The organism is Pedobacter xixiisoli (assembly GCF_900215335.1).
In the GTDB taxonomy this organism is placed as follows: Bacteria; Bacteroidota; Bacteroidia; order Sphingobacteriales; family Sphingobacteriaceae; genus Pedobacter; species Pedobacter xixiisoli.
In genome coordinates, this window is sequence record NZ_OCMT01000004.1 from 99061 (window position 1) to 122942 (window position 23882).

The following is a 23882-nucleotide window of genomic DNA, read 5'->3' on the forward strand; positions in this document are numbered from 1 at the left end:
AACTTTAAAAAGTTATATAAACTATACCTAGTACAAAACTTTGTCGTCATTTCGAACGCAGAGAGAATTGAAAATCAACGCAGTTAAATCTAGCAAAATGTATTGCTATGTACTTATTTAGCTCTCGTTAGATTTCTCCTCGTACCTCGTCGAAATGACGAAAATAGGAACGTCATTGCGAGGAACGAAGCAATCTCAAAGCGTCAAATTCTAAGCAATAAAAGTTACTCCGTTTTTGCGGGAGCAGCCCCCTGTGGCTTCGGCTTCTTCTTAAAAAATTTCTTCTTCTTTTTGAAAGGTTTCTTTTCTCCAGCTGGTTCATCTTTTGGCGCTTCACCTAGATGTTCTGGCAAAGGCATTCTCTCTATTTGACGTTCGATTAGCTTCTCGATATTAGCCAAACGACGTTTATCTTTTCCATTAACCAAGGTTATAGCTGTACCTGTAGTTGCAGCTCTAGCAGTACGACCAATTCTATGAATATAATCTTCTGGGTCTTGTGGTGCATCAAAATTTATTACCAAATCAATTCCAGTTACGTCAATACCACGGCTTAAAACATCGGTACCGATTAAAACATTTAGTTTATCATTCTTAAAATCAAGCATGATACCTTCACGCTCCTTTTGTTCTAAATCGCTATGAAACGCCGCGGCTTTTAAACCTAGTTTTTTAAACACTTTACCTAGCTCTTTAACCTTTTCTTTACGACCAGCAAAGACAATGATGCGGTTGTAAGTGGCAGATTTTAGCATCTCGGTAAGCAAAGGTACTTTTTGGTCGTCGTGTATCAAATAAACCTGTTGATTGATACCTTCTGCTGGCTTTGAAATTGCCAAACTAATTTGTTCTGGTTCGTTTAACAAAGTAGCTGCCAGCTTACGAATTTTTGGAGGCATGGTTGCCGAAAACATTACCGTTTGCCTGTTTTTTGGTAGATAACCCACAATTTTCATGATGTCATCATAAAAGCCCATGTCCAGCATACGGTCAGCTTCATCTAATACCAAATGTTCTAGCTGATCCATTTTTAAAACGCCAGAAGCCAAGTGAGAAATCAATCTGCCTGGGGTAGCTATAATGATATCTACACCTTCACGCATCGAACGTTTTTGCTGCTCGTACGCCACACCATCACCACCCCCAAAAACAGTTAAAGAACTGATGTTAGTGAAGTATGAAAGAGCTTCTACTTGTAAATCTATTTGTTGCGCCAGCTCACGCGTCGGCGTTAAAATCAGCACGTTATTGTGGCGCTCATGTTTGCCAGTCAGCATATTCATGATAGGCAGTAAAAAGGCTCCAGTTTTACCTGTGCCAGTTTGAGCGCAGGCAATTAAGTCTTTTTTCGCTGTAATTATAGGGATAGCTTGTTGCTGTATAGGAGTAGCATTTTTGAAGCCCATTGCTAGCAGGCCTTCTAAAAGCTCCGCATTAAATCCAAATTCTTTAAAATCCAATTGATATTTTTAATAATAGTATAAAAGTACCTTAAATTGGAGCCAAAAACAAATTGAGCTATGCAGTATAGTGAACTTTATGAATCTTCATCTGCAAAATAATTAGAGGATTGAGAAAGTTTGTGTAGGAATTTTTTCTTTGTTTCTAAGGATTACATTTTTAGCTCGCCGCCGCTGGGCTCTTACTTTTTTCATTTTCCTATTTCGTCTTCATAGGTATTCAAGCTTTTCGCTACGCTCAGGTTTGACCGCAAAAAGTAACAAAAACTCTCGGTTGCTTATTTTTCTTTTAAAGAAAGTGGTTTGGCTAATTGGTACTATCCAAAAAATAAGAGACCGAAAATGAGGTATACGGTTGATGGAATGGCTATCGCTCACTAAGTTTATTGTGCAGTTTTAAGTTAAATAAACCTGATGGCAGCGAATATCCTTTTTGTAGCAAGTCATTAAACTTCGTAAGTTTTTAAACGGCGAAGCCGTCAACTTTACCATTAAAAGAAAATAACTGATAATAGTTAAACTTACGAAGTTTCTAATAGCATTTACACTCACAAAAAGATAGGAGCGTACAGCAGGACTATCGTCTGCAATGAAATACTAACACACATTTTCAAATTTAAGTACTTAAACTTCAAGTGCAAACGTTGCCGAAACACCACTTTAACTTAGAACGTTTCTAAATTGACGTTTTGTCGTTTTTTTGTAAGTTTTATTCCTAATATGTCTTCATATTTTAAATAGATTTGCACACTAGTAATATAAATAAACAATCTAATGAGTAGTTTAAGTAAAGCTTTTACGTCGTCTATAGGTAGAAAGTTTGTAATGGGGCTAACGGGTCTGTTCTTGATTTCGTTCCTCCTTATCCACGTATCTATAAATGCGCTAATTTTTTTAAATGACAGTGGAGAAACCTTCAATGTAGCGGCCGACTTCATGGGACACAACATTGTAATCCGTATCATGGAAGTTGGATTATTCGCAGGAATTATCCTTCACATTGTTCAAGCGATTATGCTTACGGCACAAAACAATGCAGCGAGACCAGAAAAATATGCCTATAACAAGGCATCTGCTAATAGCAAATGGTACTCTCGCAGTATGGGTTTATTGGGCACATTAATTTTAATGTTCTTGGTTTTACACCTTTACCATTTCTGGTGGCCAACAAAAGTGGCTGTTTACACACACCAAGAGCATAACACTTTCCAAAACATTGTGATGATTTTCCAAGAGCTTTGGGTAGTAGTTGTTTACGTTTTAGGTGTAATATCTTTAGGATACCACTTATTACACGGTTTTCAATCGTCTTTTCAAACAATGGGCTGGAACCACAAAAAATGGACGCCAGTTGTAAAAACTGTAGGTGTATGGTTCTCGATTATCGTACCGATCATTTTTGCATTAATGCCAATTTCCATCTATTTAGGTTGGATAGGCTAAACCGAAACGTTTAATTAAAAGGATTAAGTAAATGTCGAAATTAAATTCAAATATCCCTGCGGGCGAATTGACCCAAAAGTGGACTAAATATAAATCTTCTGTGCCGTTGGTTAACCCGGCGAACAAAAGAAGTTTGGAAGTAATTGTAGTAGGTTCTGGTTTAGCGGGTGCATCTGCAGCGGCTACATTAGCAGAAATGGGCTACAAAGTTAAGTGTTTTTGTTTCCAAGATTCACCTCGTAGAGCACACTCTATTGCAGCTCAAGGTGGTATCAACGCTGCAAAAAACTATCAAAATGATGGTGATAGCACTTACCGTTTATTTTACGACACCATTAAAGGTGGTGACTACAGAGCACGTGAAGCTAACGTACACCGTTTAGCTGAGGTGAGTGCAAACATCATTGACCAATGTGTGGCTCAAGGTGTGCCTTTGGCTCGCGAATATGGTGGTTTGTTAGATAACCGTTCTTTTGGTGGTACGCAAGTTCAACGTACTTTCTATGCTGCTGGTCAAACAGGTCAACAGTTATTATTAGGTGCTTACTCTGCTTTAGAGCGCCAAGTTGGTATGGGTAAAGTACAAATGTACACCCGTCACGAAATGCTTGATGTAGTTGTAATTGACGGTAAAGCTCGTGGCATCATTGCTCGTAACTTGATTACTGGCGAGTTAGAGCGTCATTTTGGTCATGCAGTGGTCTTAGGAACAGGTGGTTACGGTAATGTATTTTATTTATCTACCAACGCGATGGGAAGTAACGTTACTGCAGCTTGGAAAGTGCACAAAAAAGGTGCTTTCTTCGCTAACCCTTGCTATACTCAAATTCACCCTACTTGTATTCCAGTTTCTGGAGACCACCAATCTAAATTAACCCTGATGTCGGAATCGTTACGTAACGATGGACGTATTTGGGTGCCTAAAAAGAAAGATGATACTCGTAAAGCGTCGGAAATTCCTGAAGATGAAAGAGATTACTATTTAGAGCGTCGTTACCCAGCTTTTGGCAACTTAGTACCTCGTGATGTGGCTTCTCGTGCCGCTAAAGAGCGTTGCGATGCTGGTTATGGTGTGGGTGCTTCTAAATTAGCAGTATACTTAGATTTTAAAGCAAATACAGAACGTTATGGTCGTATCGAAGCTTCTAAAGCGGGTAACCACAACCCTGATAAAGAAACTTGCATGCGCTTAGGAACTGCCGTAATTAAAGAAAAGTACGGTAACTTGTTCGACATGTATGCGCAAATCACAGGTGAAAATCCTTACGAAACCCCAATGCGTATTTACCCTGCGGTACACTATACCATGGGTGGCGTTTGGGTAGATTATGATTTGATGACGACTATCCCAGGTTTGTACTGTACTGGTGAAGCCAACTTCTCTGATCACGGCGCTAACCGTTTAGGTGCATCGGCGTTAATGCAAGGTTTGGCAGATGGTTATTTCGTATTGCCTTACACTATCGGTTCTTATTTATCTAAAGAAATTGCTACTAAACCAATTCCTTTAGACCACCCTGCGTTTGTGGAGGCTGAGAATGAAGTTAAAGCAACTATCGATAAATTCTTAAGTATCAACGGAACCAAATCTGTAGACCATTTTCACAAAAGATTAGGCCACATCATGTGGGAAAAATGTGGTATGGCTCGTAACAGAGAAGGCTTAACTCAAGCTATCCAAGAAATTCAGGATTTACGCAGAGAGTTCTGGGCTGATGTTAAGGTTCCAGGTTCGGCAGACGAGTTTAACCCTGAATTAGAAAAAGCACACCGTGTTGCAGATTTTATTGAGTTAGGTGAATTGATGTGTAAAGATGCCCTTAACAGAGAAGAAAGCTGTGGTGGTCACTTTAGAGAAGAACACCAAACGGAAGAAGGTGAAGCAAAACGTGATGATGAAAACTATGCATACGTAGCAGCTTGGGAATACAAAGGCATAAGTGAATTCGAATTACACAAGGAAGAATTGATTTACGAAAACATTAAGGTAGCACAAAGAAATTATAAATAGTAGCAAGAGATGAGTATCAAGTATCAAGACTTGGAAAACTAAAAATCTTGATACTCGATACTTGTTACTCAATACTTAAATCTGAACAAGATGAGTACAGGAAATATGAATTTAACGCTACAAGTTTGGCGTCAAAAAAACAAAAACTCAGCAGGTAAACTGGTTGATTATAAACTTTCTGAAATTTCTCCAGACATGTCTTTCTTAGAGATGTTTGATGTTTTAAACGAACAATTAATTACCAAAGGTGAAGAGCCTGTTGTATTTGACCACGATTGTAGAGAAGGTATTTGCGGTATGTGTTCAATGTTCATCAACGGGCAACCACACGGACCAAAAGACTTGGTAACAACATGCCAGTTGCACATGCGTTCGTTTAAAGATGGCGACACCATTGTGGTTGAGCCTTGGAGAGCAAAAGCATTCCCAGTAATCAAAGATTTAGCGGTAGACCGTTCTGCTTTTGACCGTATCATTGCTTCTGGTGGTTTCGTTTCGGTAAACACTGGTAACGCACAAGATGCAAACGCATTGCCAATCCCTAAAATTCAGGCTGATGCGGCTTTCGAAGCTGCTGCTTGTATTGGTTGTGGTGCTTGTGTGGCTACTTGTAAAAACGCTTCGGCAATGCTTTTCGTTTCGGCAAAAGTATCTCAATTGGCTCTATTACCGCAAGGTCAGCCAGAGCGTTACCGTCGTGTACAAAGCATGGTAGCTCAAATGGATGAAGAAGGTTTCGGTAACTGTACCAACACTGGTGCTTGCGAAGCTGAATGTCCAAAAGGCATCTCGTTAGAAAACATTGCACGTATGAACAGAGATTACTTCACCGCGAAATTTATTAGCGAAGAAGAAGTGTAAGTTTAATACAATTTATCTTTGTCAAACTTATTTGCATTGTCTACTAAGTTTGACAAAGTTTTTAAAATATCAATCCCCAAATCTTTAATTAGGCTTGGGGATTTTTGGTTTAAAGCTCTAGCAGCTGTAGTTTCTTCGTCATTTCGATGAGGAGGTTCGACGAAGAGAAATCCAGCTACTTGTGTCGCAAATTATGAGATCTCTCCTCGTTCCTCGTTCGAGATGACGGTTGATGTAAGTTCACTGCAAACAACTTTTAACAAAAACCTTAAAACAATCTCCCCATACCATCGTTTTTAAATCAATAAAAGACATTAATTATGACAAAGCAAACGAAAATATTGAGCGGTGTTTTAGCAGGAGTAGCTTTAGGAGCCGTAGTAGCGATAGTTCTATCATCAGACAAAAACAATGATATGAAAGATAAAATTGGTGATTGGTTTTGCGATTTATTCGATAAATCAAAAGATAAGTTAGCAGGTGCGGCAGATGCGGTAAAAGCACAAGCTGATAGACTAAAAGCATAAACTTCTCGTCATTACTAATTGACGATTTGTATAAGGGTGTTTCCGTATCTTTGACACATGGATATTTACGGAAACGCTCTTTTAGATTTTCATCACACTGGCAAAGCCGATATTTTATGGCTACACAATTCTTATGACGAACCTGAAGAAATGCCTATCGAAGTTTTCTTTAGAGGCGAAGATGACATGCCAGAAATCGAGCTTAAAGCCTTGAGTCTTTGCAAAGGCAAAGTACTTGATGTTGGCGCTGGCGTAGGTAGTCATGCTTTGCTACTCGACCAAAAAAAGATGGATGTAACAGCTATCGACATTTCTTCAATTGCAGTTCAAATTATGCAAGAAAGAGGTGTGAAAAATGCCCAGCTACAGGACTTCTTCCAAGTAAAAGAAAAATATGATACCCTGTTATTTATGATGAATGGGATCGGTCTTACTGGAACTTTACAAGGCTTCGCAGATTTTCTGGAAAGTGCCAAACAAATACTAAATCCAAAAGGTCAATTACTTTTCGACAGCTCAGATATTTCCTATTTATACGATGACATGCCCATGCCAACTAACCAATACTTTGGCGAAATTAGCTATTGCTATGAGTATAAAGAACAAAAGGGAAATTGGTTTAATTGGCTTTACATAGACCCAACCACGCTGCAACGTTTAAGTAAACAGCACGGTTGGAATTGTAAGATTGTTTATGTAGATGAGCAAGACCAGTATTTGGCGCAACTTACTCTATAATTTATTTTGAAAATTTGTGTCAGGCTAAGCTTATTGAAGCCCCTTTAATTCGCAATGAAAACACTTCGACAAGCTCAGTGTGACAACGATTGAGGGTTAAGCTCTTTCCTCCCAAACCTGTGCCAAATGCACAATAGTCTCCACAGACTTTACCATATCTTGGATAGCTACCCATTCCTGTTTACCATGAAAAGCATGCCCGCCAGTAAAAATATTTGGACAAGGCAAACCCATAAAAGATAGTCGAGAACCATCGGTACCTCCTCTGATGCTACGAGTAATTGGATTTAAACCTGCTCTTTTCAACGCTTCAATACCGTTTGCCATAATTTGAGGATATTTATCCAACACCTCCTTCATGTTGCGATACTGCTCTTTAATCGTCAATGTATAGCTCGATTTCGGGTAAACTTTCATCACTTCTTTCACGAGACTTTCTAGAGTTTCACCGTGAGCTTTCAATAAATCATTATCAAAATCACGAAGAATAAAGCTAGCCTCTGCTTGCTCTGCCGTACCACTCATCCCTACTGGGTGAATAAAACCTTCTTTTTGCGAAGTACTCTCCGCACTTAATCTATCTTTCGGCAATGCACTAATTACATCAGCTAAAATCTTGATAGCACTTTCCATCTTTCCCTTGGCAAAACCTGGATGCGCACTCACGCCATTGATCACCAATTTAGCGCCGTCTGCGGAGAAAGTTTCATCCTCAATCGAACCTAAAGTTTCGCCATCGATCGTATAGGCAAACTCAGCGCCTAATTTTTTCAAATTAGCTTTGTCTACACCTCTGCCTATTTCTTCATCTGGTGTAAATAAAATCTTAATTGTTCCGTGTTTAATTTGTGGATTTTGCATTAAATAAGTTGCAGCTTCCATAATTTCGGCAACACCAGCTTTATTATCTGCACCCAATAAAGTTAAACCACTCGCAGTGATGATATCGTTACCTATTTGGTTTTTCAAATCTCTGTGTTCCGAAAGCCTTAAAACAATATTGTTATCATCCGGCAATACCAAATCCTCTCCTTGATAGTTTCGATGAACAATAGGTTTTACATTTTCACCACTACTATCTGGAGAAGTATCCATGTGTGAACAAAAACAAATAACTGGCACTTTTTTATCTGTAGTGGCAGAAATAGTAGCATAAACATATCCGTGTTCATCTAAATGGGCATCATTTATTCCGATTTCCAATAGTTCTTCTACCAATATTTTACCTAGATTTTTCTGTTTAGCAGTTGATGGAGTTGTAGGAGAAGAAGCGTCAGATTGTGTGTCTATTTTTACGTATTTCATGAACCTCTCGGAAACAGAAACAGCGTTTATTCTAATTTCTTGCATAAATTCAAAGATATTATTTATTTTTTTGAATAAAGATTATACTTTTGTACAGCAAGCACCTAATTATAACACCTTGAAAAAACGTTACTTAGCTCTATTACTGGTTCTCTTTACAGTTACAGCATTTGGTCAATCAAACTTCTATAAATTAAGTGCAGGCGGCGGAGGTGGTGGAACGTACTCCTTTACAGATGTTAAACAAGGAAAGTTTGGGTTTGGAGGCTACGGAACTTTAGACTATCATTTTACTCCTTTCATTACAACGGGCCTTGAGTTACAAATGGGCTTATTAAAAGGAGGCGACATTATTAACGACGCACACAACAGAGAATTTACCAATGCTTACAAGTCTATCACACTAAATGCAAAATTTAGAGCAGGTGAGTTCACCGATTTCTATTACAGCGATTTCTTAAATTATACCAAAGGGTTTTACTTAGGAACTGGAGTTGGCGTAATTAGCAATAACATGAATAAGATTGTAAGATACAAGGGAACTTACACTTTTCCTGGTAAAGACAAAAGTACCAATATGGTAATACCGTTAAACGTGGGTATAGACTTTTACTTTCCAGATGGGTGGGGTGACATTCGTTATACTTTCAATATCAATTACCAAGCAAATGTTACCATTGGCGAAGGCTTAGATGGTTATAATGATTCGGTAAATGCTGGCATTGAAAATTTTAACCCAGATATCTACAACTTTCTTTCTATAGGTTTTAAATATTCTTTTGGTCCAAAAGGATTAACCAACAAAACAATCCGATAAGCGAAGAGCTATCCATAATTTCGGATACAAATCTTATCTTTCTAAAAACAAAAGCTATTTTTATATCTAAATCATTTTTAAAATGAGGATATATTTTTCATGCCTTTTTGTTTTTGCAACCATGACTTCTTTTGCCCAACTTACACCCTATGAAAATAGTGGCAAAAAGGCTACTACTACTTACAACGAAGCAATTTCCTATTATCAGGCGCTAGCCAAATCTTTTCCCAAACAGACGAAGCTATTAAGCTACGGGCAAACAGATTTTGGTAAACCTTTGCACTTACTCGTTTTAAGTAATGATGGTCTATTCGAGCCCTCAAAAATCAAACAGGCTGATAAAAGAGTGCTGTTGATTAATAATGGTATTCATCCAGGAGAACCTGAGGGAATTGATGCGAGTATGATGCTGGCTAGAGATATACTAAAGAATCATAAGCTACCTAAAAACGTAGTGATTTGCATCATTCCAGTTTATAATATTGATGGTAGCTTTAACCGCACCAGTACATCCAGAGCTAACCAAAATGGACCACTGGCTTACGGTTTTAGAGGTAATAGCAAAAACTACGACCTTAACCGTGATTTCATTAAAACAGACTCTAAAAATTCGGAAAGCTTTCAGCAGATTTTCAATATTTGGGAACCAGAGATTTTTGTAGATACCCATACCAGCAACGGAGCAGATTATCAATATACCATGACGCTGATACCTACGCAGAAGGACAAGTTAAACCCGATACTCGCTGGCTATCTTACCAAAACTATGCTTCCGTCTTTATATTCAGAAATGAAGACTAAAGGTTTTGAGCTTATTCCGTATATCAACGCTGTTAAGGAAATACCTGATAATGGCATTAGTGGCTTTATGGAAAGCCCAAGATATAGCACAGGTTATTCGGCGTTGCACAACACCATCGGCTTTATGCCTGAAACTCACATGTTAAAACCTTATGACCAAAGGGTAGAATCTACTTATAAACTCTTGCAAACGTATATTGATATTGTAGAAAGGGACGCAAAAATTATTGGAGAAAATAAAGCAAAAGCTGACGAAACTACCGCCAACCAAAAGTCGTTTGCTATAGATTGGAAATTAAACCGTGAACAATTTGATGAAATAGAGTTTAAAGGTTATGCTGCCAAATATAAAACAAGTGAGGTTAGCGGCCTAGAACGTTTGTATTACGACCGAAACGAGCCTTACACCAAAACCATTAAGCAATGGAATAATTTTGAGCCAGCATTAACCATCGAAAAGCCGCTGGCTTACATTATTCCGAAGGCTTGGGATAAGGTGATCAAACTTTTAAAGTTAAATAATGTAAAAGTTGATGAACTGAACAGCGATGTAAAATTGGATCTGGAAATGTATTACATTGCTGACATGAAAACTGCACAGAAACCTTTTGAAGGACATTACCTGCATTCGGTGGTTAAGATTGAACCAAGAACGCAAACCATTAATTACTATGCAGGAGATTATGTGGTTTACACTAACCAGAAAACGAACAGATACATTATCGAAACTTTAGAGCCACAAGCTCCAGACTCATTTTTCAACTGGAATTTCTTCGATGCTATTTTAGGGCAGAAAGAACATTTCTCTTCCTACATTTTTGAAGACACTGCTGCAGAACTGCTAAAGAAAAACCCATCCCTAAAACAAAAATTAGAGGAGGAAAAAGCTAAAAATCCTGAGCTTATAAAAAGTGCTTATGCACAATTAGAGTTTATTTACAAAAATTCTGATTATTTTGAGCCGACTTTTATGCGCTATCCTGTTGGTAGGTTGGTAAAAGAAATTAAACTAGATATAAAATAGCAAATTCTTCATTGCTAGGTACGAAGCAATCCTACAACAAGGATAAAAAGATAATACGCTTTAAGGTTGCTTCGTACCTAGCAATGACGATGAGTTTAACTCAAAACCATAAAATTATATGTTATTAGAATATTGGAATGCTGCACCTATAGCTTCAATCATTTTTGTTTTTACCTTAATTACCAGCATTTACGCTTTCAACAATTCAGAGTTGTTTGGCAAATTTATGCTGCATCCCTATAGCGTATCAAAAGGTAATAAACTATATACTTTCATTACCAGCGGGCTAATTCACGCCGATTGGATGCACTTGTTTTTTAACATGTTTACGTTCTTCTTTTTCGCTTTTAAGCTAGAAACGATGATTGGGCATTGGCAATTTGGCTTACTCTATATTGTTTCCTTAATCTTGAGCGATATTCCAACTGCCATTAGACATAAAGATGATTACAGATATAGTAGTTTGGGTGCTTCTGGTGCAATTAGTGCAGTACTATTTAGCTATATTTTATTTCTTCCACTAAGTATGATTGGAGTGATGTTTATACCAATGCCTGCCATAGTTTTCGGTGTGCTGTATTTGATTTACTGTATGTACATGTCTAAAAACTCTAGAGATAGCATTAACCACGATGCACACTTTTTTGGTGCATTAACGGGGTTAATATTAACAGTAATCCTGCAAGCTGGAATAATACCTAATTTTATAAATCAACTATCCAGCATCTGGCAATAGCGGTTGCTCAAAAAAGCTTAACGGAGCTTTTGGGTCTTTAATGATTTCGAATAAGGTCAATTCGTAGGGTTTCCAAAAATTCTCTAATACCTGTCCGTAGGTTTTATGCTGCCATTCATCAAATATCGGTTTGTTTTGCATACCTCGTAATGGCATTGGGTCAATATAGGCAACTCCATCAGCTTCAATTATATTATATTCTGGCAAACGATTGAACAAGTAAGCAGAATAAAAGAAACGAGCAGCAAGCTCTTCAAATTGTTGGTCGCTTAATGGCTTATCCTTAATAAAATCCAACAGTTGTTGATGGTACCTTTTATTGGTGCCGTTATCTTGCAAGCAAGCTACAATTCCAAAATCTCTAAACTTTAATGAGAAGATTAAGGTATTGATCTCATCCCTAAAACTAAATCCAGTTTCTACATTTTCTAATGGAACTACTACAATAGACCAAGGCGTAAACTCTTCAAACTCCACTTTCGTGAATATGCTTTGCAACATCAGATGTAGATTTCCGAATTTGTGCATTAATCCCTGAGACATGTTCATTCCGTCGCCGCTTAACTGCTTTAAACGGATAGCACCTTGCATTTCTATATACAAAAAGCTGTACATCAACTTACCAATCCACTGAAAAAGTTCAAGCTCTGGCAAAGCGGATATGCCTCTATATCCTTGCTCAAAGGCAGCTTCTATTTTCTGCTCCAACGGCAAAATAGCTTCGGTATAGATTTCTGCACTTGCAGGAACTACCAAGCTCTTATAACTTCTTATACTCTCATCCAAAAGTTTGATCTGTTCATCACCAGTAAGGTTGGCCATATTCAGCAACCAATCTGGTAATACACGGATAGCTAGAGGCGATGCAGCATCACCACTTAAGAAGCACTTATCGTTCCTAAAATCGAAACTTTTGAAGGGATTATAAAGACTATGGTTCATCGCTGCAATATTAGTGATAATTGCATTTGAAGAAATAGTTTTATTGTCATTTGTTGGGTCGAAAAATCTTTCGCCCTAATCAATACCTACTATAGAACGAAGTAATATTATCTACCAACTGCGCATAAATTGGCTTGGTAAACTCTACAAATAAGTTGCCTGGCGGCGGTGGCATCATTTCCCTTTTTCTGGTTAACGCAAATTGTTGTTTATCTAAAGCTCTTTCGTCGCCTTTAAAAGAAGCCCAACTATCTACCCAAACGTAAGTGCCAGCCAATTTTCTATTTTGCAAAAGTTTGTTCGTATTTAAATCTACCACCGCAAAATTTAACAGCCCAGAAGAAGAAACCTGTTTCTCAAAAATACTATAGGTAGCTGTAACCGAACCGTACACTTTATTGCCTCTTCTGTCTTCTCCAATCACCACGCTGTCTCGTCTCAATTTCTCTACTCGCTCTTTCACATAAGTCTGACCAACAATAAAATCATCGAAATGAAGCTCTACCAATTGGTCGGCTCTTAATTTTTGCTTATTGGCTTCGGCTTCCGTATAAAAACGTACAAAGGTATTTCCTCGATAAGTAGCCAAATAATTCGTGATTTGCTGTTGAAAATAATCGTTACTTAACCTGTAAGTGTTGCTATTAATGATAGCTGGTTGAACCACCACCTTCAATACAGCAGCCCAGTAAGCATCTTCAATTTTATCCTTAATTCCTTTTAGAGAAGGATACAAACTCTCCGCTTTTACGAAATGATTGTAAGCAGCTTTTGCACTCTGACGGTTGTTCTCCCTCAATGCTCTTTCGCCCAATACGTAACGGGCCTCAGCAGCCTGATATCTCGAATCTTCGTATTCCTTTACATATTTAGGCGGATTTGGTACTAACCTCAAACAGCTAGGACAAGCGTTTACTTCATCGCTTAGTTGATTAATGCGTTGGTAGCGATACAAAATGCTCTCCCATTTTAAAGCATCTGCCGAAACTTTTGCTTCATCAATTTTCCTTAAATGGGTTTTAATAGCCAAATCAAAGGCAACAGGCAAAACCTCTAACGCCTCCTTATTTTGTGGCGAACTTTTTAATCGGTCTACCGCTTTAGACACTGCAGCATCGTAATCTCCTTTTTGTAGGGCATTTTTTCCAGTAGTACATCCAACAAATAATATGGATAAATAAAGAAAATAACGTAATCTTGAAATAGTTTTCATGGCCACCTCCTTTTTAAAATTTTCACAAATATAATATCGGCTATGTTTGCTTTTATGATATAGACGATTAAAGATGAAAATTAGTTGCAAAGCCTTTGAATTAGAATTGAAGCACCCCTTTTCGATTGCCAAATTTACCCGTACTAGCACACCTTTATTTTTGTTAAAGATGGAACACGAGGGCAAAATAGGCTATGGCGAGGCTAGCATGGTGCCCTACATGGGCGAAAGTTATGAAACGGCAAATGCTTTTTTGGAAAAAGTAGATTGGAATCGTTTTCAGTTTCCTTTCGACTTTGCAACTATCATGGCATATCTGGATGAGTTAGCACCCGGCAATCCCGCTATTAAAGCAGCTATCGATATTGCATTAAACGATTTGAATGGTCAGCTGTTAGGCAAACCTTGTTATGAAATTTTCGGAGCAGATCCTAAAAAAATGCCCGTTACTTCTTTCACCATTGGCATTGATACGCCAGAAGTATTGCGTAAAAAACTGGAAGATGCTAAAGACTTTAAAGTGATTAAGGTAAAGCTCGGTAGAGATAATGACAAAGAAATTATTGAAACCATTCGCAGCGTCACCAATGTACCTCTATATGTAGATGCCAACCAAGGCTGGAAAGACAGAATTAAAGCCATTGATTTGATTTATTGGCTGCACGAACAAGGTGTAGTTTTAATAGAGCAGCCCATGGACAAAAATGATTTAGACGGCAATGCTTGGTTAACTCAACGTAGCCCTATTCCATTACTTGCTGACGAGGCAATGCAACGCTTAAAAGATTTGGATAGCTTGAAAGGTGCTTATCATGGCATTAACATTAAACTGATGAAAAGCACTGGAATGTACGAAGGTCACCAAACTATTTTACGAGCCCGTAAATTAGGCATGAAAGTTTTGATTGGCTGCATGAGCGAAACTTCAATAGCCACTTTAGCTGGTGCTCATTTAGCACCTCTATGTGATTGGGCAGATTTAGATGGACCTTTTTTAACTGTAAATAATCCTTTCGAGCAGCCTGCTTTTAATGATGGCAAGTATATTTTAGAAAATTTACCAGGTTTGGGACTAAAAAGACCTCAATCCAATTTGTTTAGCTAAAACCTATTACTAAGAAATTGGATGATGACAGATATGCTTAGGCTGAACAGGCTTCTTGCTTTATCCACTGATTCCCAAGGTTTTTAAGAGTTCTTCTACATTAAAGGCTAATAAAAGAAGAACCAATACTACCAATGTTAAGGTAACAATTTTTAAATACTTGTTTTTCATGGTTTCAGTGTTAGATGACTAGAACCAAGTATGTCAAAGTAAAACTTGCTTCTTATATCCGGTTGTTATAGGTACTCAAATGTATCTACCAAATCAATCCACTCCAAAAAAACTACCCTATAAAATATTTAGGGTAAAAGTTTAGATAATGCAAAGGATATCATTACTTTAGTATATCTAAACTATGAAAACTACCATCGGAAAAGTAATTAAGGCTTTTAGAAAGCATCTTAATTACAAGCAAGAGTATGTAGCTAAAAAGCTAAATGTAACTGTGGCTACTATCGCCAATATCGAAAACGGCAGAGTAAGTGTAGATATCGAAAAACTCTACCAATTGAGCCTCATTTTCAATATCCCTTTAAAAGATATGATTGGCCTAGCAGCAGAAATATTTGAGAAAGGGAATGAGGAAGGCCTCAGTTATGCGGTGAGTTATCTGCGTATGGGTTGTTCAGTACAGCATTAACCACACCAAGCTTAAAAATAACCGAGCCTGTTGCATCCAATTAAACGAACACAACAAGCTCAGTAAATTATTTCTGTGGAGGAGGTCCTTCTTTAAATTCTTTTTTCAGGTCTTTAATCAATTTTATTTTCAAATATAGAAATGCCGCCATCATAGCGACCAAAAAAACTGAAATTAAAGGGCTCTTGTTCTCGAAAGCCCAAAAAGCACCGAGAATACAGAGTATTAACGCTAAATTGTAAAAGGCGTTAAGAAAAATCTTTTTCTTCATAAAATTTAATGATTGAATTTTGAATTAGAGAATGATTGAATGGCGTGTCTCACAATTCAGTCATTCAAAACTCAGCCATTCAAAATTAATAAACTGGCATATTTGGATCAAAAGCCTCTTGCCAAGCTAAAATACCACCTTTTAAGTTGTGTAAATTATCAAAACCGTGTACTTGCTCTAACTGCATAATTGCAGCAGCACTACGTTTACCACTGCGGCATTGCACAATTACTGGTTTATCTCTATCAATTTTGTCTGCCTCAATTAAAATACCACCCAAAGGGATATTTAAACCATCCAAATTAGAGGTTTCATATTCGAAAGTCTCTCTAACGTCGATTAATTGGAAAGGCTCGTTGTTATCTATTTTTTGTTTTAAGTCTTGAACTGTAACTTCTTTCATCGTTTTTGTGTTTTTATCAAAGATACGAATTACGACATTAATAAATTTAGGCGCAACGTTCCATCGGTATTTTTACTTTTTGACTACCCATTTTATCCCTTGTAATTAATTTAGTTCACAACTGTAACATTTGAGATTGCCAGTCGTTTAACTATAGATATTTTTAATTTGGTTAAAATGAACCGCATTTCTCGCTTCCTTTGGTTTTGCTCTGGAGCTCACATCGATACACTCGAAAAACATCCTACAGACCACAATAAATACGTTGGCATTGGCGCAACCATATTTTTCACAGGTCTTTTCGCTGCACTATCTGGTGGTTATGCTATGATTTTTGTCTTTAAAGGAGGAGATTTAGCATGGCTATTCTCTATCTTTTTTGGTTTAATTTGGGGATTGGCCATCTTCAACATGGACCGTTACATTGTAGGGAGTTTAGATAAGAATGCGAGCTCTAACAAACAACTGCTACAAGCTACGCCCCGTATTTTACTGGCCATCATGATTGGTATCGTAATTTCTCGACCTTTGGAATTGAAAATTTTCGATAAAGAAATCAAAGAAAAGTTGAAAGTGAGCTACCTAAATGGTCAGCGTTCTAAAATTGACACTTTAAACAAAGCGTTCGATAAGAAATACACCATCGAAATCAGCAAGTTTAATGACCAGAAAGCACAGCGAGATTCTTTAGCCGCCGCCATAAAAAGCGATAGACAGAAGTTAAATTATGAGATTTTTGGTAATAAAACCACAGAAACATCGGGAGTGATGGGCTATGGGCCATATGCCAAACGTAAGGAAGCCGAGCTGAAGCAACGTGAACAAAATCTGGATACACTCACAGCAGACCTTCGTAAAACTGAAAGATTTATTGACGGCCGCAAGCAATTTGATGGCTTGATGAGCGAAAAGCTTTATACGACTAAACAATTAGACAGTTTAGCTAACATTGCTGGCTTTGCAGATAGGAACTGGGCCTTGGGCCAATTGAGCTTTAATGCAGATGGCACAAAAGATCTGAATACTTCGCTGGCTGTTACATTTATAGGATTGTTGTTTATCTTTTTTGAGTGTTTGCCCGTTTTCGTAAAACTGATGAGCGCTAGAGGTTCTTACGACCATGCCATCGAAAACGCTGAAAAAGTGCAGGTACATTTATCTGACAAAGACCGTGATATGGAAATTACGGTAGCGGATCAAATTCAAGATACTAGGGTTGGCATTAGGGCACAACAAAGGGTTGATGAGCTGAAATCATAATAAATGAGCCTATCTTAATAACTACCACGTTTGATGTCACAAATTGTGACCTCGAACCTTTAAATGGGGTCGCAAATTACGACTTCAAAATCCAAAATATTTTTATATTTGGTATACCTATGACCAAAAAACAAACTCTTGCAATACTATCAGATGATATTGTTGTGAACAAAATTTATGTAATAAGAAATCAAAAAGTAATGCTAGACCGCGATTTGGCAGAGCTTTATGGTGTGGAAACAAAAGTTTTAAAGCAAGCTGTTAAGAGAAATATCGACAGGTTTCCAGAAGATTTTATGTTTGAACTAACTAAAAGTGAATTTGAGAATTGGAGGTCACAATTTGTGACCTCCAATTCTGATAAGATGGGATTGCGTTATGCTCCCTTCGCTTTTACCGAACATGGCGTGTTAATGTTATCAAGCATTTTAAACAGCCAACAGGCTATACAAGTAAACATTCAAATTGTAAGAATTTTTACGAGGTTGAGAAACCTATTGAGCAAGCACACCGAACTGAAACTTGAAATAGCTGACATTAAAAGACACCTCCAAAACCACGATAAGAATATTGAACTTGTTTTTAGTTATTTGGATAAGCTAATTGATAAGGAAAACCAGCCAAGAAAAAGAATTGGTTTTAAATCTGATGATTTGTAGGTTCCTTTTTTATCATATTTAAGCTTTGTATTTTAATACCCGATTGCTGTGGATCCCTTCGGGAATAGAAAAGTAAGATTGACAAAGTTGATGCAGCAATTGCCTCCCAAACCCGATTGAAGTAGAAATACTTTTGTTTAAGATTGCTTCGTTCCTCGCAATGACGAACATGGCAAAAGATTGCAACGAAAAGCGAGACTTTCGGAGCCAAAGAACTTCTGAATTTGCTTTTCAAATTAATGATCTTACCACTTATAACTTATAACCTAAAACTTAAAACCAAATTTTCTACGTCAACTATTTGGTATTTAAAGTTTTCTCCGTATCTTTGCAGTCCCTAAAAAACTGGGGAATTATATATTTTTTAACAAATTAAATAAAAGCAAGTGAATACGTTAAGTTACAAAACTGTCTCTGCGAATGCTAAAACCGTTAATAAACAATGGGTTGTAGTTGATGCTGAAGGAGAGATTTTGGGGCGCTTGTCTTCTAAGATCGCAATGATTATTAGAGGTAAAAACAAGCCAGAGTACACCCCACACGTAGACTGCGGTGATAACGTTATCGTTATTAATGCAGACAAAATCAAGTTAACAGGAAACAAGTTAACTGATAAAACTTATGTTCGTTACACTGGATATCCAGGTGGTCAACGTTTCATTTCTCCGAAAGAGTTATTGGAAAAACACCCTAGACGTGTTGTAGAGAAAGCTGTTCGTGGTATGTTACCTAAAACCAAATTAGGCAAAAAATTATACACTAATTTATTTGTTTATGCTGGTGCTGAGCATCCTCACGCTGCACAATCGCCAAAAACTATCAAACTTTAATTAAAAGTAAAAGAGAAAAGAAATGTCAACAACAAATACTTCTGGTAGAAGAAAAACAGCAGTTGCTCGTATCTATTTAAAAGAGGGTAACGGCACTATTACCGTGAACGGTAAAGATCATAAAGAATATTTCCCAACGTTACCTTTACAATACATCGTTAACCAATCATTCGAAGTTTCTGAATTAACTGGCAGATATGATGTAAACGTAAATGTAGCAGGTGGTGGTGTTAAAGGACAAGCTGAGGCTGTTCGTTTAGCGATTGCGAAAGCTATTGTTGAGTTAGATGCTGATAAGAAATCTGCATTGCGTGCTAAAGGGTTAGTAACCCGTGATATGCGTATGGTTGAGCGTAAGAAACCAGGACGCAAGAAAGCTCGTAAGAAATTCCAATTCAGTAAACGTTAATCTTTTAAGGAGACAAAAACAATGGCAAGAACAACATATCAAGACTTATTGGATGCAGGTGTACACTTTGGCCACCTTACCCGTAAATGGAATCCAAAAATGGCTCCTTACATCTTCATGGAGCGTAATGGTATCCACATTATAGATTTAAACAAAACTTTAGCTAAAACTGAAGAAGCTGCATCAGCGATTAAACAAATCGTTAAATCTGGTCGTAAGATCTTATTTGTAGCTACTAAAAAACAAGCTAAAGAAATCGTAGCAGAACAAGCTAAGAAAGTAAACATGCCTTTCGTAACCGAGCGTTGGTTAGGTGGTATGTTAACTAACTTTGCTACTGTACGTAAGTCAATCAAAAAGATGGCTAACATCGATAAGATGACTAAAGATGGTACTTATTCGATTCTTTCTAAGAAAGAGCGTTTAATGATCCAACGTGAGCGTATCAAATTAGAAAGCCTTTTAGGTGGTATCGCTGATTTGAACCGTTTACCTGCGGCTATCTTCTTAATCGACGTGAAGAAAGAGCACATCGCAGTTGCTGAAGCTTTGAAATTAAACATTCCTACTTTTGCAATGGTTGATACTAACTCTGATCCTTCAAACATCGATTTCCCTATTCCAGCGAATGATGATGCTACAAAATCAATCTCATTGATTACTGACATCATTGTTAAAGCTATTGAAGAAGGTTTAGATGAGCGTAAGCGTGAAAAAGATGATGAGGCTGAAAAAGAAGCTGTAGCGGCTAAAACTGCTGCTGATGCTCCTGAGGCTCCAGCTAAAAAAGCGAAGAAAGAAACTGCTGAAGCAGAAACTTCATCAGAAGATAACACAGAAGCTTAATAAAAATTATAGTTTTGAGTTGTGAGTTTCGTGTTATGGGATTAGTCCCGCAACCGATAACTTACAACTCTTAACATTTAAAAAAACTTATAAAATTTTTAAAGATGTCTACAGTACAAATTTCTGCGGCAGATGTAAACAAATTACGTCAACAAACAGGTGCCGGCATGATGGATTGCAAAAAAGCTTTGATCGAGGCAAATGGTGATTTCGAAGCTGCAGTTGATTTATTGCGCAAAAAAGGTCAAAAAGTATCTGCTGCTCGTTCTGGCAACGCTACTTCTGAAGGTCTTGTATCAATCAGTGTATCAGAAGATGGTACAAATGGTAAATTAGTTGCTTTAGCTTGCGAAACTGAACCAGTTTCTAAAGTTGAAGATTTCCGTAATTTAGCTGAAGCTGTTTTAGCTGCAGCAGTTGCAAACAATCCTGCTTCTGCTGAAGAATTATCAGCTATTACTTTGGCAGATGGACGTACAGTTGCTGAAACTATTACTGAATTAACTGGTAAAATCGGTGAGAAAATCGTTATTCAAGAGTACGCAAATATCACTGGTGAGAAAATCGTTTCTTACATCCACTCTAACGGTAAAATGGGTGTTTTAGTAGTATTTGAAGGTGCTAACGGTGTAGATATTACTGAAGCTGGTAAAGATGTTGCAATGCAAATTGCTGCAATGAACCCAGTTGCTGTTGATAAAGAAGGTGTAGATCCTGCTACTATCGAGCGTGAAATCGAGATTGCTAAAGATGTTATCCGTCAAGAAGGCAAACCAGAAGAAATGGTTGAGAAAATCGCTGCTGGTAAATTGAATAAATTCTACAAAGACAGTACTTTATTAAACCAAGAGTTTGTTAAAGATAGTTCAGTAGATGTTCGTAAATTCTTAGACAATACTGTTAAAGGATTAACGGTTACTGCTTTCAAACGCGTACAATTAGGCGCTTAATTTTTAAGCAATTTGATATAAAAAAGTCCCGACAGCATGTCGGGACTTTTTTTGTTTAAAATACCTACTTTTAAGTATTTTAAATTCGATTTATTATAGTCAATTTCAAGCTTTTAGATTGAAATCATGGCCAAAAAAATCTTCCTATTACTACTATTAACTTTCGCTATGGTAAGCATAGCCGATGCACAACTCTTCAATAAGGCAGCTCGAGAACTTAAAACCTCTAATGAACTCATTGAAAAGAAGAAATATGACGATGCACTGAAAAGCTTAGCAGTTGCTCTAGATTTAAGTAAAGGAAAAGAAGATTACGAGATTTTCTATCGAATGGGATTTTGTCACTACCAACTAGGTAATTACGACAAAGCGCTAGAACAACTAAACCATGCTGTTTCTAAAGTAAATGCTAAGGAAGTACTTCCCTTAAAAACAAGCAACAGTGTACAATTGGCCTTACTATACAGAGCCAAAACCTTCGAAACTCAAAAGAATTACATTGCTGCAATTAAAGATCTACAACTCCTAGCTAGTGTTCAAGATAATCCTACACACAAAAGCTTGGCATTATTAAAATGGGCCGAAGATCTTTACGCCATTGATCCACAAAAAAACCAAGATGCCGCTGAAGTATTAACGAATAAATCTATTGAAACGGATAAAGAGAATAGTGCCGCCTATGCTTTCGCCGGTAAATTGGATATGAATGAAAAAGACTATGAAAACGCCATCAAAATGTTTTCGCTTGCAGTAGCTACTGTAGAAAAAAAATCAGCTGTAGCCACAGAAGTAACCGACAAAGCCAGTTACACCTCCCTACTTGCTTTAGCTACACATAAAAATGGCAAAATAGATGAAGCGAAAAATCTCTTCCAAAAAGCTGTTAATGCTGCACCAGAATCTACTAAGTGGAAAATATATCAATACCAAGCGGATCTCATTATCAAAAACAAAGCTTATCATCCAGATCTCATTTCATTAGCCGAACAAAATGCAGCAAAAGCCGCTATACTATTAGAGACCTGCGAAACCAAATTCACCTTAGCATACACCAAAGTACTGGCAAATAAGTTAACTGAAGCTGCTACTTTGGCCAAAGATCTCAACTGTAATAACAGCCTTTTAAATATGTCGGCTTCAACCCTCAAATCTTGGATTAATGACCTCTCAAATGCTAAACAGATTGAAAAGTTGAAGGTTTACGGAACACAAAGCGGATGGTATTATATGGGCGGATTTACCGGAGGATTGGCAAACGGTAAGGGCAAAGCTTTGAGTAAAAACCATTTATATGAAGTAGAAAACGGTGTATTTGTTAAAGGTACACTTGTATCTGGCACTTTAAAAAACTTACATGAAGGTTGGGAATATAGTGGTGCTTTTCTTAACGGAACGCTTTCCGGTATTGGCAAAAAATCTGTTGATAACGGTGATGTGTTTTCAGGAAAATTTGCAGCAAACAAACTCAATGGACAAGGCAAATGTCTCTATGCTGATGGAAGCACATATGAGGGACTTCTAACAGACAACAAACCTAACGGCATTGGTACTTTCAAGGAAAAATCTGGAAGTATCTACCAAGGAAGTTTTAAAGATGGATTACCTCATGGCACTGGTATACTTACCGTAAATGGAGTTAAAGAAAATGTAAAATTCACCAATGGAGAGCGTACTGACGCTGTATATCTAGCTCGATTGGAAAAAGCTAAAAAAGAAAAAATTCAGCTTCAGGAATTAGCAGCCAAGCAACTAGAGCAAGAGCAATTGGCCAAAGCTCAAAAAAGAGCCAATTTTGGCAAAATACTTGGCAAATCCCTTACTTTAGCTGGCGGAGCTGTAGCGTTAAAACAAGCTTCAGATTTAGGAATGAACAACACCGACGTCACCCAACTTGGAACTGCATTGTTGGCTGATGTACTTACCGATAATAAAGACAATAACTTTGCAAATACACTCGCACTTAAAAATGCTTCAGGTGCTGTAGCTAATAATAGCATTTTAGGTAGTTTTGCTAACACCCCAGAATTCTCTAACTTTCTAGGTTCAAGTAGTGTAAAAGGCACTTCTGCTACCGGCAACAGTTCAGTTACGGCTGGAGTTTATGTAAATAGCAATGGCAACGTAAAAATAAATATTATCCATAAAGACAAGGGGCTTTATATTACTTATATCAAACCAACTGCCTCAGACAATCATTATACGCTAGTTAGCGGCAATTTATATACTTATACTTCAAAATATGGTGTTTATTATTTACAAGCACTACCTAACAACCAGCTTAAAACATTTAAGAAGGGTTATGAAAACAATTCTGATATTCTCTCTTTAACAGAAAACACCTCTACCACAGGGCCTAACGACGGCTATTTACAAATGGCGGAGATGTATAAAAATAAGATGCAAACCCATCCCAATGATGCTCAAGCTTGGGCCTTTTGTGCGATGGCAGCACATGCGAAAACCACCCACACAGATGCTGCATATACCGAACATGTAAAAAAGATTGCGGCATCATTAAAACAAATTGTTCCTTCTGGTAAATGTCCATGTGAAGATGCAATTCCGTCAAAGATATGGGACCCTATCAAATAACTAATGTAAAAACTACCTATTGCTGTAGCATGTTTAATT

General features: G+C 37.4%; 23 protein-coding genes. 17 read left to right on the forward strand and 6 right to left on the reverse strand.

The features are described from left to right. Positions 1-224 precede the first annotated feature (224 nt). Complete coding sequence (locus tag CRO54_RS16510; protein WP_171047963.1) at positions 225-1460, reverse strand: DEAD/DEAH box helicase; 1236 nt, start codon at positions 1458-1460, stop codon at positions 225-227. A 774-nt stretch (positions 1461-2234) separates the two neighbouring features. On the opposite strand from CRO54_RS16510, the gene CRO54_RS16515 reads away from it, so the two are divergent. From CRO54_RS16515 to CRO54_RS16535, 5 genes are all read left to right on the forward strand, one after another. Next, positions 2235-2903, forward strand: coding sequence for a succinate dehydrogenase cytochrome b subunit (locus CRO54_RS16515; RefSeq protein WP_097133198.1), 669 nt, complete (start codon positions 2235-2237; stop codon positions 2901-2903). Between the two features lie 31 nt (positions 2904-2934). Continuing rightward, the gene (locus CRO54_RS16520; RefSeq protein ID WP_097133199.1) at positions 2935-4914 is read left to right on the forward strand and encodes a fumarate reductase/succinate dehydrogenase flavoprotein subunit; all 1980 of its coding nucleotides are present in this window, start codon (positions 2935-2937) and stop codon (positions 4912-4914) included. 90 nt (positions 4915-5004) lie between these two features. Beyond that, positions 5005-5775, forward strand: a complete 771-nt coding sequence (locus tag CRO54_RS16525) for a succinate dehydrogenase/fumarate reductase iron-sulfur subunit (protein ID WP_097133200.1) — start codon at positions 5005-5007, stop codon at positions 5773-5775. Positions 5776-6095: 320 nt separating this feature from the next. Further along, positions 6096-6302, forward strand: coding sequence for a YtxH domain-containing protein (locus CRO54_RS16530; RefSeq protein ID WP_097133201.1), 207 nt, complete (start codon positions 6096-6098; stop codon positions 6300-6302). A 57-nt stretch (positions 6303-6359) separates the two neighbouring features. Then, a complete protein-coding gene (locus CRO54_RS16535; protein ID WP_097133202.1) occupies positions 6360-7040 on the forward strand; it encodes a class I SAM-dependent methyltransferase in 681 nt (226 codons plus the stop codon). A gap of 96 nt (positions 7041-7136) precedes the next feature. Here the strand turns inward: CRO54_RS16535 and pepT are convergent, their stop codons facing one another. Then, a complete protein-coding gene (pepT, locus tag CRO54_RS16540) occupies positions 7137-8390 on the reverse strand; it encodes a peptidase T (protein ID WP_097133203.1) in 1254 nt (417 codons plus the stop codon). 25 nt (positions 8391-8415) lie between these two features. Here pepT and CRO54_RS16545 point away from each other — a divergent pair, with 25 nt between their 5' ends. The 3 genes from CRO54_RS16545 (at position 8416) to CRO54_RS16555 (ending at position 11723) form a co-directional block, all read left to right on the forward strand. Then, on the forward strand, positions 8416-9162 hold the full coding sequence (locus CRO54_RS16545) for a porin family protein (protein ID WP_240775168.1): 747 nt from the start codon (positions 8416-8418) through the stop codon (positions 9160-9162). 82 nt (positions 9163-9244) lie between these two features. Then, complete coding sequence (locus CRO54_RS16550; protein WP_097133204.1) at positions 9245-10987, forward strand: M14 family metallopeptidase; 1743 nt, start codon at positions 9245-9247, stop codon at positions 10985-10987. A gap of 118 nt (positions 10988-11105) precedes the next feature. Then, positions 11106-11723 carry a rhomboid family intramembrane serine protease gene (locus CRO54_RS16555; protein ID WP_097133205.1) on the forward strand — a complete coding sequence of 206 codons (618 nt, stop codon included), beginning with the start codon at positions 11106-11108 and terminating at the stop codon, positions 11721-11723. On the opposite strand, the gene CRO54_RS16560 is transcribed toward CRO54_RS16555, so the two are convergent. Continuing rightward, positions 11703-12665 carry a hypothetical protein gene (locus tag CRO54_RS16560; protein WP_097133206.1) on the reverse strand — a complete coding sequence of 321 codons (963 nt, stop codon included), beginning with the start codon at positions 12663-12665 and terminating at the stop codon, positions 11703-11705. The genes CRO54_RS16555 and CRO54_RS16560 overlap by 21 nt on opposite strands. 79 nt (positions 12666-12744) lie before the next feature. Beyond that, positions 12745-13878, reverse strand: a complete 1134-nt coding sequence (locus CRO54_RS16565; protein ID WP_097133207.1) for a hypothetical protein — start codon at positions 13876-13878, stop codon at positions 12745-12747. A gap of 73 nt (positions 13879-13951) precedes the next feature. On the opposite strand from CRO54_RS16565, the gene CRO54_RS16570 reads away from it, so the two are divergent. Together CRO54_RS16570 and CRO54_RS16575 are read left to right on the forward strand one after the other, a co-directional pair. Beyond that, the gene (locus tag CRO54_RS16570; RefSeq protein ID WP_097133208.1) at positions 13952-14983 is read left to right on the forward strand and encodes a dipeptide epimerase; all 1032 of its coding nucleotides are present in this window, start codon (positions 13952-13954) and stop codon (positions 14981-14983) included. 355 nt (positions 14984-15338) lie between these two features. Beyond that, complete coding sequence (locus CRO54_RS16575; protein ID WP_097133209.1) at positions 15339-15623, forward strand: helix-turn-helix transcriptional regulator; 285 nt, start codon at positions 15339-15341, stop codon at positions 15621-15623. Between the two features lie 67 nt (positions 15624-15690). Here CRO54_RS16575 and CRO54_RS21525 read toward each other — a convergent pair whose 3' ends face one another. Both CRO54_RS21525 and CRO54_RS16585 read right to left on the reverse strand, forming a co-directional pair. Beyond that, positions 15691-15894, reverse strand: a complete 204-nt coding sequence (locus CRO54_RS21525) for a DUF6358 family protein (protein WP_097133210.1) — start codon at positions 15892-15894, stop codon at positions 15691-15693. Positions 15895-15979: 85 nt separating this feature from the next. Next, positions 15980-16297, reverse strand: a complete 318-nt coding sequence (locus CRO54_RS16585; protein WP_097133211.1) for a rhodanese-like domain-containing protein — start codon at positions 16295-16297, stop codon at positions 15980-15982. A 177-nt stretch (positions 16298-16474) separates the two neighbouring features. Here CRO54_RS16585 and CRO54_RS16590 point away from each other — a divergent pair, with 177 nt between their 5' ends. From CRO54_RS16590 to CRO54_RS16620, 7 genes are all read left to right on the forward strand, one after another. Further along, on the forward strand, positions 16475-17557 hold the full coding sequence (locus CRO54_RS16590; protein WP_097133212.1) for a DUF4407 domain-containing protein: 1083 nt from the start codon (positions 16475-16477) through the stop codon (positions 17555-17557). 119 nt (positions 17558-17676) lie between these two features. Next, complete coding sequence (locus tag CRO54_RS16595; RefSeq protein WP_097133213.1) at positions 17677-18216, forward strand: ORF6N domain-containing protein; 540 nt, start codon at positions 17677-17679, stop codon at positions 18214-18216. 386 nt (positions 18217-18602) lie between these two features. Then, positions 18603-19046, forward strand: coding sequence for a 50S ribosomal protein L13 (gene rplM, locus CRO54_RS16600; protein ID WP_097133214.1), 444 nt, complete (start codon positions 18603-18605; stop codon positions 19044-19046). Positions 19047-19068: 22 nt separating this feature from the next. Continuing rightward, a complete protein-coding gene (gene rpsI / locus CRO54_RS16605) occupies positions 19069-19455 on the forward strand; it encodes a 30S ribosomal protein S9 (RefSeq protein ID WP_097133215.1) in 387 nt (128 codons plus the stop codon). A 21-nt stretch (positions 19456-19476) separates the two neighbouring features. Then, the gene (gene rpsB / locus CRO54_RS16610) at positions 19477-20301 is read left to right on the forward strand and encodes a 30S ribosomal protein S2 (RefSeq protein WP_097133216.1); all 825 of its coding nucleotides are present in this window, start codon (positions 19477-19479) and stop codon (positions 20299-20301) included. 104 nt (positions 20302-20405) lie between these two features. Beyond that, a complete protein-coding gene (gene tsf, locus CRO54_RS16615) occupies positions 20406-21251 on the forward strand; it encodes a translation elongation factor Ts (protein ID WP_097133217.1) in 846 nt (281 codons plus the stop codon). A 126-nt stretch (positions 21252-21377) separates the two neighbouring features. After that, on the forward strand, positions 21378-23843 hold the full coding sequence (locus CRO54_RS16620; protein WP_097133218.1) for a tetratricopeptide repeat protein: 2466 nt from the start codon (positions 21378-21380) through the stop codon (positions 23841-23843). Positions 23844-23882 lie beyond the last annotated feature (39 nt).